The following is a 14,134-nucleotide window of genomic DNA, read 5'->3' on the forward strand; positions in this document are numbered from 1 at the left end:
GTAGATATAGTTAATAATAGTAAACTATAATAATTATCTTACCTACGTATTTTAAACACGTAAATACAAAAAAGATATAGTGTAAAGCACGACCTTTAGGTAACGCCCAAATAATTTTTAAGTTAAGTTATTAATTGATTACTTTTGCTAAACTTCGGGGATGATTTCTTTCCCACGCTGAGTTTTCAGTATTTGCTGAAAAGATAAAGGTAGAACAGGAATGGTTATTTTATTATAAACATTTAAAACGAAAAAAATGACTGTTTTAGACAAATTAACTTCGAAAGAAGCGATTGAATTAGAGAACAAATATGGAGCACATAACTATCATCCACTTCCAGTGGTGTTGAGTAGAGGAGAAGGTGTATATGTTTGGGATGCAGAAGGAAAAAAATATTATGACTTTTTATCGGCATATTCTGCTGTGAATCAAGGGCACTGTCATCCGAAAATTGTTGATGCAATGGTGAATCAAGCTAAAACCTTGACTTTAACTTCGCGTGCATTTTACAATGATGTGTTAGGTAAATATGAGAAATTTGCTACAGAACTTTTTGGCTTTGACAAATTATTACCAATGAATACGGGAGCAGAAGCAGTTGAAACTGCTTTAAAAATTGCCAGAAAATGGGCATATGAAGTAAAAGGAATTAAAGAGAATAAAGCGGAGATAATTGTTTGCGAGAATAATTTTCATGGTAGAACAACTACTATTATTTCTTTTTCTAATGATCCTGTTGCTAAAAAGAATTTTGGTCCTTATACAAAAGGTTTTATCAAAATTGAATATGATAATTTGCAAGAGTTACAAGAGGTTTTAGAGAGTAGTAATAATATTGCGGCTTTTTTAGTAGAACCTATACAGGGTGAAGCTGGTGTTTATGTTCCTTCTGAAGGGTATCTGGCTGCAGCTAAAAAAATGTGTGCTGATTATAATGTGCTTTTTATTGCAGATGAAGTGCAAACAGGAATTGCAAGAACGGGTAAAATGTTGGCTGTAGATCATGAGAATGTGAAACCAGATATTTTAATTTTAGGTAAAGCGCTAAGTGGTGGAGCATATCCTGTTTCTGCTGTTTTAGCGAATAATAATATTATGGATGTTATTGGACCTGGGAATCATGGTTCTACGTTTGGAGGTAACCCTGTTGCTGCAGCTGTTGCAATTGCTGCTTTAGAAGTGGTTGCAGAAGAGAACTTAGCTGAAAATGCAGAAGCTTTAGGTATTATTTTTAGAGCTGAATTAACTGAATTTTGTAAAAACAATCATTTGGTAGAATCTGTTAGGGGTAAAGGTTTGTTAAACGCAATTTTAATTAATGATTCTGAAGATAGTTCTACTGCTTGGGATATTTGTATGAAATTAAAAGAGAATGGTTTATTGGCGAAACCTACACATGGAAATATAATTCGCTTTGCGCCACCATTGGTGATTAATGAAGCTCAATTAATGGAATGTATTTCAATTATTAAAAATACTATTTCAGAATTTAAATAGCTTTAAAATATTTGAGATTACTATAAAGGAATAACTTTTTAGATATAATTTTAGCCACGGATGCACAAAGTTTTAATTGTGAATTCGTGGCTTCTTTTTTTTGTTTATTTTTGAAAAAACGAAACCTTACAATTCATTTTATGATACACAATCCTATTACTCAATTAGAACAGCTTACAATAACTAATGCTTCTAAGAATTTTTTAAAAGAAACAGCTAAATGGGCAAAATTCTTGTCAATTATTGGTTTTATCTTAATTGCAATTATGCTTGTTTTTGCAGTTTTTGCTACAACTATTTTTGAATTGGCAGGTAAAATGCAACCTGGTATGCCTGAGAGTTTAGGATTAACAATGACAGTAACTTATTTGGTGCTCGCTATTATTTATTTTTTTCCAGTGTATTATTTATTACAATTTTCTAATAAAATGAAAACAGCATTGTCTACAAAAAATGATGAAACTTTAGCTAAAGCTTTTGAGATGTTAAAATCTCACTATAAGTTTATAGGAGTGTTTACAATTATAACCATGTCCTTATATGCTTTGTTAATTGTTGCAGCTGTTTTTGGTGGACTTTAAAATTATATTTTATTAATTTATGTTGCTTGAATTATTTAAATGTTGAAATTAATTTTTTACAGGAAAATAATGAATTCATAAAGGACATTTTATATCTAAAGATCATTTTTATTTCTTTTATCTCTCTTAAAACTTATGGATACTGTTATAATCGTTAATTATTTCACTTTTTAAAGTAGCTTGTTTAAGTTGATTACCTATTTTATTCTTACATAAATAAAAAGTTGTATTGGTAATTAATATTGTGTAAAATATATTAAAATTAATTTTTTGTTACATTAAATTCATCAAAATTAAATTTAAAATAAGTTTTATTATGGATAATGTAAAGTTTGTTTTATAAGGTCATTTTTTTATTAGATTAAAAACACTAAAAAATCAACGATTTTTAGTACTTTTGCATACTGAAAAATTAGATAAAATGGCGAGATTTGAATTGAAATTACCTAAAATGGGAGAAAGTGTTGCAGAAGCAACGATAACTTCTTGGTTAAAAGAAGTTGGAGATACCATTGAATTAGATGAAGCCGTGGTAGAAATTGCTACGGATAAAGTAGACTCAGAAATTCCTTCTGAAGTTGCTGGTACATTAATAGAAATTTTATTTGAAAAAGATGATGTTGTTGCTGTTGGAGCAACCATTGCAATTATAGAAATAGAAGGAGAAGGTTCTGGTGCAGAACCAGTTGTTGCAACTAGCAAAGCAGAAAAATCTCCAGTGGAAGAAATAGAAAAAACGATTGAAAAAGCTGTTGATACAGTTTCTACACCAATTGCTAAAGTTTCTGATTCTGGTAAGTTTTATTCACCTTTAGTTAGAAATATTGCACAAACGGAAGGTATTTCTATGAGCGAATTAGAATCTATTCCTGGTTCTGGTAAAGATGATAGAGTTACTAAAGAAGACATACTTTCTTATATAGAAAATAGAGGAGAAGCTGTTAAAGAAACACCATCTAAAGCTCCTGTTAAAGCTGAGGCTCCTAAAAAAATAGAGAAAACGGTTGCTAAAGCAGCACCAATTTCTGTAAATGGAGAAGATGAAATAATAGTAATGAGTAGAATGGGTAAATTGATTTCTAAGCACATGGTAGATTCTATACAGACTTCTGCGCATGTACAATCATTTATAGAAATTGATGTAACCAATATTGTAAAATGGAGAAATAAAGTTAAAGATGCTTTTCTTAAAAGAGAAGGTGAGAAATTAACTTTCACACCAATTTTTATGCAAGCAATTGCTACTACAATTAAAAAATATCCTTTAATTAATATTGCCGTTAATGGTGATACCATTATTAAAAAGAAAAATATAAATTTAGGAATGGCTGCTGCATTACCAGATGGAAACTTAATTGTTCCTGTCATTAAAAATGCAGATCAACTAAGTTTAGTAGGAATTACCAAATCAGTTAATGATTTAGCTACTAGAGCAAGAAATAATGCTTTAAAGCCAGATGATATACAAGGAGGAACTTATACCGTTACAAATGTTGGTGGTTTTGGTTCTATTATGGGAACACCTATTATTAATCAACCACAGGTTGCTATTTTAGCCCTAGGAGCTATTAGAAAAGTACCTGCGGTTATAGAAACTCCAGAAGGTGATTTTATAGGAATTAGACAAAAAATGTTTGTATCACATTCTTATGATCATAGAGTTGTAAATGGTGCCTTAGGCGGAATGTTTATTAAAACTTTAAAAGATATTTTAGAAGCTTGGGATATAAACCAAGACTTCTAGTTTTAAAATAAATACAATTATACTAAAAACGCTCACAATTTGTGAGCGTTTTTTTGTTTCAAAATATTATATTCGTTGTATATAAATAATTATAAAACTAAATTTAAAAAAATGAAAAAATTGTTAATTTTATTTCTAGTGATTTCTGCAAACTTAAGCTTCGCGCAAGATGCTGCATTACTTAGATTAAACTATGAAAAAGGAGCTACTTATGATGTTGAAATGAACATTTCTCAAGAAATGGGAACTGTAATGTCTATGGGAATGCTTATTAATATGGATATAAAAGTTTTAGATGTAAATGGTGATACTTATGATAGTGAAATGAAATTCACTAAAATGACTATGGACATGTTACAAGGTGGACAAGTAATGAGTTTTGATTCTACTAAAAGTGATGAAGAGTTAGATGAAACTGGTAAAATGATGAAAGCTCAAATGGGACCAATGTTAAGTGCTCTTATATCTGCTAAAGGAAATAACTTAGGTGAAATTTTAGAAGTTAAAGTTGAGCCAAGCATCCCTGGAGTAGAAGATATGGCAAAACAATCTAGTAATGTTGTGTATCCTACAGAAGCAGTAAGTGTTGGGAGTACTTGGACAATGACTAAAGAAGAAAAAGGTATGAAAATGGATTTCCTTTATACTGTAAAATCTATATCTAGTGATAAAATTGTTTTAGATTTATCTGGTGATGTTTCTGGAATGGCAACAGGAAAAATTTCTGGAAATATGAATATTGATAAAGCTTCTGGAATTCCTGAAAACTCTACAATTGATATGAATATGTCAGTAAGCGGACAAGAATTAAAGTCTACAATTAAGATGACAATGGTTAAAAAATAACCTTCTTATTTTAAGGAAATAAAAAAGGTTGTTATAGAGAGCATTACTTGATAAAGTATTGTTTATTCGAAAATAATCGATAAAGATAATAAAAGATTAAATTTAATATTTAAAATAGAATAATGAGGTTAATGTTCAGTTTTTGCTCTTTATTTTACTTGTATATTTGATTTTGAGGCAGCATATGATTCGATAAAAGCAGTCTTCTTATTATCTATTTTTATTGATTAATTAATAATTTGTTTTTAACTTTTAGTTTACCACAAATTTAGCGATATTAAAACCTACTTTAAGGTTTCATTAATCTTTTTGAATTCTTTTTTGTAGCCAGTGTTCTCAATACTTTATATAAACTGCTTTAAAACTGTACATTACTTTTAAAAAAAAAACTCGAAGCTTTTAAGCTTCGAGTTTTTTTTAATTTATGAGTAGAAAGATTAAGAAAAGAATTTCTCCATTTTTAATTTTTCTTCTTCAGCCAAAGCAGCATCTACTAAAATACGACCACTATGCTCATCGATAGTAATTTTCTTTCTATTTGCTATTTCTAATTGCACCTGAGGTGGAATTGTAAAGTAAGAACCTCCAGAAGCTCCACGCTCAATAGCAACAACTGCTAAACCGTTTTTTACTTTAGTTCTAATTCTTGTATAAGCAGAAAATAAATGTGCATCTAAAGTTTGAGAAAACTCTTCAGATTTTTGAGCTAATAACTCTTCTTCTTTCTCAGTTTCTTTTAAGATAGCATCTAATTCAGCTTTTTTATGGCTTAAATGTTTTTCTTGTTTTGCTAACTTTTCGTTAGTAGCATCAATTACCTCTTTTTTCTGAGCTATTTTTGCTTTGTATTCAATAATTCTTTTTTCAGCTAATTGAATTTCTAAATCTTGATATTCAATTTCTTTAGATAAAGAGTCAAATTCTCTGTTATTTCTAACTTTCTTTTGCTGCTCATCATACTTTTTCATTAACCCATTAGACTCATCAATAGCTAATTTTTTGTTGTTAATGTCAGTTTCTAAGTTTGCTGCGTCTTGGTTTAAGTTCGCAATTCGCGTGTTTAATCCGGCAACTTCATCTTCTAAATCTTCAACTTCTAAAGGTAGTTCACCTCTAACGTTTCTAATTTCGTCAATTCTAGAGTCGATTAATTGTAAATCGTATAAAGCTCTTAACTTTTCTTCAACCGAAATTTCTTTCTTCTTTGCCATGTTTATATATAATATATAGGATTTGTACTTTCTTCTGATAAAATGACTGCAAAATTACTAAATTTTTTCGTAAGATAGTCTACCAAAAGGTTTTTTGTAAACTGTTCACTCTCATAATGTCCAATATCTGCCAAAAGGATACTATTTTCGGCTTTAAAAAACTCATGATATTTAAAATCTGCACTCACATATGCATCTGCACCTGCTTTTATTGCGTTAGAAATGGCAAAACTACCAGATCCACCTAAAACAGCTACTTTTTTTATTTTTTTATTGATAAAATTAGAATGGCGCACACAATCTGTTTTCATTGTGGCTTTTAAATATAAAAGAAATGCTTTTTCATCCATCTCCGATGGAAGTTCGCCAATCATTCCCATTCCAATATTTTGATGTATATTTTCTGTAGTGATAATTTCGTATGCTATTTCTTCGTAAGGATGATTAGCTCTTAATGCTTTTAAAATAGCAGCTTCATTTTTACTTTCGAAAATGATAGAAATTAAGGTTTCTTTTTCAGTGGTATTTTTTCCTTTTTCACCAACAACCGGATTCGATTTTTCGTTACCTCTAAAAGTTCCTTCTCCTAAAATATTAAAAGAACAATTATCATAATTACCTATATTTCCAGCTCCTGCGGAAAATAGAGAATTTCTTAATGCTTCTGCATCTTTAGTAGGAACATACGTGGTTAGTTTTTTGATAATTCCTTTCTTAGGAATTAAAACTTTAGGATTTTCTAAACCTAAAACTTCACACATTTTAGCAGAAACACCATCATTAGAATTGTCTAGGGCAGTATGCGTTGCATAAATAGCAATATCGTTTTTTATGGCCTTTAAAACCACACGTTCCACATACGAATTTCCGTTAAGTTTTTTTAATCCACCAAAAATAATGGGATGAAAGCTTACAATTAAATTACAATTCTTTTCAATTGCCTCGTCTACCGTTTTCTCTAAGGTATCAAGAGTTACTAGTACACTAGAAACGGTTGTATTATAATTTCCCACTAATAAACCAACATTGTCAAAATCTTCAGCGTAATTTAAAGGTGCTAATTCTTCTAAGTAGTTGGTAATGTCTTTTATGATCATAAATAAATATTGTGTCAAAAATCAAAGTTAACATTTTCCTTGTAAGAATCTATATAAATTACCTGCTTTTTAGGTGTGATCTCCTATAAATTTATGCAAGGAATTAATTTATTGTATAAAAAATATCGCAATTAAAATAATAGATAAATTTCACAAAATAAATATACGTGAAATTCGTGTTTTTTTCTTTTTTAATGTGTGTAACCTGCTTATTTTTGAATTAATGAAATTTCTAAGATTTTTACTTTTTCCGTTTTCCATTATTTATGATGTGGTCACTAGCATACGAAACTTTTTTTTTGAAGTAGGTTTTTTTAAACAGACTTCATTTAAGGTTCCAGTAATTGTGGTTGGCAATTTAAGCGTGGGCGGAACTGGGAAAACTCCGCAAATAGAATATTTAATCCGTTTATTAAAAGATGGTTTTAAGACAGCTGTTTTAAGTAGAGGATACAAACGTAAGACGGAAGGTTTTGTGTTGCTTAATAGTACGCATTCTGCGGAAGATGTAGGTGATGAACCTTTACAATACTATAAAAAGTTTAATACCATTGATGTTGCTGTTGATGCAAATAGAGTAACAGGGATTTCTAAATTGATTACAGACAGTGCTCCTGAAGTTATTTTATTAGATGATGCTTATCAACATAGAAAAGTAAAAGGTAGTTTTTACATTTTATTGACAAAGTATGATGATTTATTTACAGATGATTTTTTATTGCCGACAGGAAATTTAAGAGAAAGTAGGAGAGGAGCAAAGCGATCAGATGTTATTTTGGTAACCAAATGCCCTGTAAATTTAACGGAGTCTTCAAAAAATAAGATTGAAGAGAAGTTAAAGAAGTTCCATAAAAAGGTATTTTTTACAACGATTTCTTATGACGATAAAACAGCTGGATCTGAATCTATTTTGGTTGATGATTTAAAGAATTATGAAGTTTTATTAATTACTGGAATTGCAAATCCAACGCCACTTTTATCATTCTTAAAGGAGAAAAATGTAAATTTTAAGCATTTAAAATTCCCGGATCATCATCATTTTACAGACAATGAAATAGAAGCAATTAAGAAGGAATACAACGATTTAAAGTCTTCTAAAAAGCTTATTTTAACTACAGAGAAAGATTATGTGCGTTTAGAAAATAGGGTAGAGAAGCTTTCTTTTCTCGGAATACAAACTTCTTTTTTAGGGAGTTGTGAAGAATTTAATTCAATGATTAAAAATCATATACAATAAAACCAGCGTTGTTAGGACGCTGGTTTCTTTTTTTTGATTTTTGTTAGAAGTATCTTTTTAAGTACACTTCATTTATATGACACCATTTTTTTAAATAAGTCACATGATGTTTTGTTATTCTGATTTTATAAAAAATAAAGACCTCAGATAGTTGTTATATCTGAGGTCTTTGTATGTATTATAAATATTTAAAATCTAAAATCTTCTTGCGTTAGGGATAGCAGTAGAAAGCCCACAGCCCGAAAGGGCGAGGACTTGTAACGAATAGCCCGACCCTTGTGGAAACGCCAAAAAAAAATTACATTTCCATTGAATGAAATACATTTTGCACATCATCATCTTCCTCTAGCTTCTCCAACAATTTTTCAACATCGGCTTGTTGCTCTTCGTTTAATTTTGTGGTTGTAGTGGGGATTCTTTCAAATCCTGAAGATAAAATTTCTGTATTATTCTCTTCAAAGTAAGTTTGGATTGCTCCAAATTGCTCAAAAGGTGCATAAATAATAATTCCTTCGTCGTCATTAAAAACTTCTTCAACTTCAAAATCGATTAATTCTAATTCTAATTCTTCTAAATCGATTGTAATATCCTCTTTTTTGATAGTAAAAGTACACACATGATCGAACATAAAAACAACAGAGCCAGAAGTACCTAAATTTCCGTCACACTTATTAAAAGCAGACCTAACATTGGCTACAGTTCTATTATTATTGTCTGTTGCAGTTTCTAAAAGAACGGCTATTCCGTGAGGTGCGTATCCTTCAAACAAAACTTCTTTATAGTCTGCAGTATCTTTATCAGTTGCTTTTTTTATAGCACGTTCTACGTTGTCTTTAGGCATGTTTGCAGCTTTTGCATTCTGCATAACCGCCCTTAATCTAGAGTTAGAATCAGGATTTGGACCACCTTCTTTAATAGCCATTACAATATCTTTACCAATTCTAGTAAAGGTTTTTGCCATTGCTGACCAACGTTTCATTTTTCGTCCTTTTCTAAGCTCAAATGCTCTTCCCATTTCTAATGATGTTTTTATAAAAATTATAAATACAAATGTAAAAATTAGCAAGTTGATTCACAATTTTTTAAACAAGGATTTTTTAGAAATATACCTATTTGTAGGTATTGTGCTGAGTATATCTTTTCTATAACTTTAAAGTGAAACCTTTAAATATAAAAATTATGAAAAAAATTACTTTATTACTTTTAACTTTTTGCTCATTTGTTGTTGTTGGGCAAGTAAAACTTACTTCTTCTGTAGAAGAATATTTTGATGGAACAAATTGGTTAAATAGTGCTAAATATGTGTACGAATATGATACCAATAATAATTTAACGTCTGAAAATTATTATTATTGGAATAGTATAACTGCGCTATGGGAGTATAATGGTAAAGAAAAAATAGTGTATAATAGTGCTAATAAAATTACGAGTGAATCTTATGAAGGCTATGATTCTAGTACAGGAAATGTTACTTACGGATATAAAACAAATTATGTCTATAATGGTAATAATGAACTTATTGAATCTACAAGTTTAGAATTAAGTAATGGTGTTTATGTTAATGAAAATAAATCTACTTATACCTATATTGATAACAAAATTACAGAATTAATAGACCTTTCTTGGAATGGTTCTGCTTGGGTATTGATTGCAGAAAGTGATGATCAAGATTCATCTTCAAAGATTACTATAAGTTACGGAGTTAATGGTTTGGTTTCTGAATTTATTTATTACGAATGGAATGGCAGTTCTTGGAGTGCTGATGATAAGGATGTGTATACTTATAATGCAAATAATAAAATTGCAAACCTTGTTTCGTATGATTGGAATGGAAGTGCTTATGATATTAGTTATAAGGAAGAATACAATTATGATGCAAACGATAATTTAATATTAGAGGAAGATTTTGATTATAGTGATGGCTCTTATGAAAGTGAATATGAAATGAGTTATACTTTTGATGAGACACAAATAATGAGCAGTTTTACACATCCTTTTATAGATAGACATGGTTTTGAAGCTTTAACAGGGCAGGATACTAAATTTATTAATAAATTAATTGGTTCTGTTGAAGATTCAAATTACAGGAATACTTATTATTATGGAGAAGAAACTGCAAGTGCAAAAGACTTTGGTTCTATTGATTTTGCAGTGTTTCCAAATCCTACTAAAAATATTTTAAAGATTGATGCTGCTAATTTTACTCTAAAAAATATTGAAATTTTTAATGTTTTAGGAAAAAAAGTATTTGCATCAACTAAAAGTGAAATAAATATAGCACATTTAGTGAATGGAGTTTATCTGGTAAAAATAGAATCAGAAAAAGGTGGTGTTGCTACCAAAAGAATTATTAAAAATTAAAAGGAAAAGTATTCCTAAAAAAGAAGCAGTCTAAAAAGGTTTAAATCTTGTCATACTGAACTTGTTTCAGTATCTCAACTTACTGAAGTTCAATCTCCATAAGAATCTGAAATAAATTCAGATTGACAAAAAACTTACTTTTTAGGCAGCCTCTTTTTATGTAAAGTATGTTTGTTATTTTAAAAGATCATACGTTTCTTTTGCAATTTCTAGTTCTTCATTGGTAGGAATTACTAAAATCTTCACTTTACCTGTATCTTGCTGAATTTCTCTAATTTCTTTAGAACGAATGTCGTTTTTTTGTTCATCTAATTCAATACCAAAAAACTCTAAATTTTCACAAGACATTTGTCTCATTAAAATTGAGTTTTCACCAATACCAGCTGTAAATATAATAGCATCTAATCCATTTAAAGCAGCAGTATAAGCACCTATAAATTTCCTAATTCTATAGCCTGCTAAATTTAAAGCAATTTGGCATTCTTCATTACCATTACCTGCTTTTTCTTCAATTTCTCTTAAATCAGAATAACCAGTTAAACCTTTCATTCCAGATTCTTTTTGTAAAATATCATTTACTTCATCTGCAGATTTATTAAATTTCTTCATTAAAAAGAAAATAACAGATTGATCGATATCTCCAGCACGAGTTCCCATAACCAAACCGTTGGTAGGCGAAAATCCCATAGTGGTATCAATACATTTTCCGTCTTTAATAGCAGACATGCTACAACCATTACCTAGGTGAATCGTAATTATTTTTGATGATTTTTCACCTAAATGTTCTATTGCTTTTTCAGAAACATATTTATGACTAGAACCATGAAAACCGTAAGCTCTTACTTTATTTTCTTTTAAATAAATAGTAGGAATTGCATATTGGTATGCTTCCTTTGGCATTGTTTGATGAAAAGCAGTGTCAAAAACAGCGGTTTGCTTTGCAGAGGTAAAAATGGTTTCAGCAACTTCTATACCTGTTAAATGTGCAGGATTGTGTAAAGGAGCTAAATCAAATAAATCTTTAATATTAAATTTTACTTTTTCAGTAATAAGAACAGTACCGCTATATCTGCTTCCTCCATGCACAACTCTATGTCCAATTGCTTTTATTTCATCAACAGAATTTATAACACCTAATTCTGGATCTAATAAAGCTTTTGCTATTTTTTTTAAACCAACTTCATGGTCTAATATAGGGGTAACTTCAGAGTGTTTTTTATCATCTTTTTTGTGTGTAAAAATGGCATCTTGCATACCGATTCTTTCCACTAAACCAACACACTTTACTGTTTGTGATGGCATTTCTATTAATTGATACTTTAAAGATGAAGAACCTGCATTTATAACTAAAATATTCATATTATCCTTGGTGTGCTTGTATTGCTGTTAATAAAACGGTGTTAAAGATATCTTCTACAGTACAACCTCTACTTAAATCGTTTACTGGTTTGTTTAAACCTTGTAACATTGGGCCAATTGCTAAAGCACCTGTTTCTCTTTGTATAGCTTTGTAGGTATTGTTTCCTGTATTTAAATCTGGGAAAATTAATACAGACGCTTGTCCTGCTACTTCAGAATCTGGCATTTTTGTTTTTGCCACAGACATATCTACGGCTGCGTCATATTGTATAGGTCCTTCAATTTTTAACTCTGGATGTAAGCGTCTCACTATTTCTGTAGCTTTTCTCACTTTTTCTACTTCTTCTCCTTTTCCAGAGCTTCCAGAAGAATATGATAACATGGCAATTTTTGCATCTATACCAAAAGCTTCTGCAGATTGAGCTGAAGAAATTGCTATTTCTGCTAATTGTTCTGCATTAGGATTTGGATTTACAGCACAATCTCCCATTACAGAAACTCGGTCTGATAAACACATAAAAAATACAGAAGAAACTACAGATACCCCTGGTTTGGTTTTAATTAACTGTAAAGATGGTTTTATAGTATGCATGGTTGTGTGTACTGCACCAGAAACCATTCCGTCTGCGAGACCATTCATAATCATTAAGGTTCCGAAATAAGAAACATCGTTTACTAAATCTTCGGCAATGGTTTCTGTCATGCCTTTATGTTTACGAGCTTCATATAATGTTTTTACAAAAGCATCATTGTGTATAGAGTCTTCCGGATTTAAAATGTTTATTTTATCTAAATCTATTTGTAATCCAATTTGATCACATTTAAGCTGAATAGTGTTTCTATCTCCTAATAAGGTTAAGTCTACAATATCTAATAATTGTAAACGCGCTGCTGCAGTAATAATTCTTTCATCATCACCCTCTGGTAAAACAATATGTTTTTTATAAGCTCTTGCTTTTTGCAGCAAGTTGTATTGAAACATACTTGGTGTTAACTTTACGGAATTGTATGAGGTTAATGTGTTTGTTAAACCTTCTGCATTTACATACGTATCAAAAGTATCTAGAGATAGTAATATTTTTTTGTTGTGGCTTGCGTAAATTTTAGATTTTACTGCGCCAATCTTATTGGTAATACCAAAAGTACCTCCCTTTACGGAAATAATAGGCACGGTAGATTGTACCCCCTCAATTAGTTTGGTAATGGATTCTTCTGGTAGTAAAGAACCTGTTAAAACAATACCCGCAATTTTTGGGTAGTTGGTAGAAGCATTTGCTTGTAAAGCACCCAAAATAATATCTGCTCTGTCTCCAGGAGTAACTACTAAAGCATTTTCTCTAATTCTTGTTAAATAGTTGCGCAGTTGCATAGCTCCAGTGCTATAACTTCCAATGGCATTGTCTAGAAATTGTTCTCCAAATAATACTTTACCTTCTAAAGCTTGTAAAACTTCTCTAACGGTTGGATATGCTAAAAAGTCAATTTTAGGAATTACGTTTATTTGTAAGTTTTCTGGAAAACTTTTTTCTAATTCTTGTTGAATGTAGTTTACCTCATCAACTTCAATTTTATTAGCAATAATACCAATTACATCAACTTCTTTTTTGATAAAAGACTTATAAGTAAGTTGCATGGTGTTTACAAAATCTTTCTTTTTCTTGCCATTTCCAGACCCCACTATTAAAGCAGGAATACCTAGGTTTTTGGCAATCATTAGATTTACATCTAGTTCTGTAAAACCACCTTCACCAGAAAAGTCTGTACCTTCTACTAAAACATAATCATATTTAGCTTCTAGCTTTTTATATTTTTTAATTACTTTATGTATTACATCATCTGCCTTACCTTCACTTAGCAGCTCTACAACTTCATTGTGCTTATATGCATAACAGTCATCATAATCGATATCTAAATTAAAAAAGTTGATAGCAGTATTGGTGTGGTCATCAAATTTACTGTCTTTTACTTCGTTGATAATAGGTCTAAAATATCCTACTTTAGAAGATTTGGTCAGCATCATTCTTAAAAGACCTAATGATACCAAAGATTTACCACTGTCGGATTCAATTGCGGCAATATATATAGCTTTACTCATTTTTTTTGTTAATTGTATTTGCAAAAATATGTTATAAAGAAACTAATAATTATGATAATAGTCATCATTTTTTAATAGAAAAATGGATTTTTAGATAAATAAATA

The 14,134-nt window shown here is 30.1% G+C and carries 11 protein-coding genes; 6 read left to right on the forward strand and 5 right to left on the reverse strand.

Features of this window, described 5'->3' with window-relative positions; translation table 11 throughout:
- Nucleotides 1-256 precede the first annotated feature (256 nt).
- The 4 genes from rocD to WHD08_RS00135 all read left to right on the forward strand — a co-directional run bounded on the left by rocD (nucleotide 257) and on the right by WHD08_RS00135 (nucleotide 4,669).
- A complete protein-coding gene (gene rocD, locus WHD08_RS00120) occupies nucleotides 257-1,498 on the forward strand; it encodes an ornithine--oxo-acid transaminase (RefSeq protein ID WP_208889720.1) in 1,242 nt (413 codons plus the stop codon).
- Between the two features lie 140 nt (nucleotides 1,499-1,638).
- The gene (locus WHD08_RS00125; protein ID WP_244183279.1) at nucleotides 1,639-2,079 is read left to right on the forward strand and encodes a DUF5362 family protein; all 441 of its coding nucleotides are present in this window, start codon (nucleotides 1,639-1,641) and stop codon (nucleotides 2,077-2,079) included.
- A gap of 421 nt (nucleotides 2,080-2,500) precedes the next feature.
- The gene (locus WHD08_RS00130; protein ID WP_208889719.1) at nucleotides 2,501-3,823 is read left to right on the forward strand and encodes a dihydrolipoamide acetyltransferase family protein; all 1,323 of its coding nucleotides are present in this window, start codon (nucleotides 2,501-2,503) and stop codon (nucleotides 3,821-3,823) included.
- Nucleotides 3,824-3,934: 111 nt separating this feature from the next.
- Entirely contained in the window at nucleotides 3,935-4,669 is a 735-nt protein-coding gene (locus WHD08_RS00135; protein ID WP_208889718.1) for a DUF6263 family protein, read from the forward strand.
- Between the two features lie 437 nt (nucleotides 4,670-5,106).
- On the opposite strand, the gene WHD08_RS00140 is transcribed toward WHD08_RS00135, so the two are convergent.
- Complete coding sequence (locus tag WHD08_RS00140; RefSeq protein ID WP_208889717.1) at nucleotides 5,107-5,880, reverse strand: zinc ribbon domain-containing protein; 774 nt, start codon at nucleotides 5,878-5,880, stop codon at nucleotides 5,107-5,109.
- Nucleotides 5,881-5,882: 2 nt separating this feature from the next.
- Entirely contained in the window at nucleotides 5,883-6,977 is a 1,095-nt protein-coding gene (locus WHD08_RS00145; RefSeq protein WP_208889716.1) for a Nif3-like dinuclear metal center hexameric protein, read from the reverse strand.
- A 223-nt stretch (nucleotides 6,978-7,200) separates the two neighbouring features.
- Here WHD08_RS00145 and lpxK point away from each other — a divergent pair, with 223 nt between their 5' ends.
- Entirely contained in the window at nucleotides 7,201-8,214 is a 1,014-nt protein-coding gene (gene lpxK / locus WHD08_RS00150; RefSeq protein ID WP_208889715.1) for a tetraacyldisaccharide 4'-kinase, read from the forward strand.
- Nucleotides 8,215-8,512: 298 nt separating this feature from the next.
- Here the strand turns inward: lpxK and WHD08_RS00155 are convergent, their stop codons facing one another.
- A complete protein-coding gene (locus tag WHD08_RS00155) occupies nucleotides 8,513-9,229 on the reverse strand; it encodes a YebC/PmpR family DNA-binding transcriptional regulator (RefSeq protein WP_208889714.1) in 717 nt (238 codons plus the stop codon).
- A gap of 164 nt (nucleotides 9,230-9,393) precedes the next feature.
- Between WHD08_RS00155 and WHD08_RS00160 the strand changes: the two genes are divergently transcribed.
- Nucleotides 9,394-10,575 carry a T9SS type A sorting domain-containing protein gene (locus WHD08_RS00160; protein WP_208889713.1) on the forward strand — a complete coding sequence of 394 codons (1,182 nt, stop codon included), beginning with the start codon at nucleotides 9,394-9,396 and terminating at the stop codon, nucleotides 10,573-10,575.
- Between the two features lie 174 nt (nucleotides 10,576-10,749).
- On the opposite strand, the gene WHD08_RS00165 is transcribed toward WHD08_RS00160, so the two are convergent.
- Together WHD08_RS00165 and pta are read right to left on the reverse strand one after the other, a co-directional pair.
- Nucleotides 10,750-11,934, reverse strand: a complete 1,185-nt coding sequence (locus WHD08_RS00165; protein WP_208889712.1) for an acetate/propionate family kinase — start codon at nucleotides 11,932-11,934, stop codon at nucleotides 10,750-10,752.
- A 1-nt stretch (nucleotide 11,935) separates the two neighbouring features.
- A complete protein-coding gene (pta, locus tag WHD08_RS00170; protein WP_208889711.1) occupies nucleotides 11,936-14,029 on the reverse strand; it encodes a phosphate acetyltransferase in 2,094 nt (697 codons plus the stop codon).
- Between the last annotated feature and the right edge of the window lie 105 nt (nucleotides 14,030-14,134).

It is taken from the genome of Polaribacter sejongensis (genome assembly GCF_038024065.1).
Taxonomy (GTDB): Bacteria; Bacteroidota; Bacteroidia; order Flavobacteriales; family Flavobacteriaceae; genus Polaribacter; species Polaribacter sejongensis.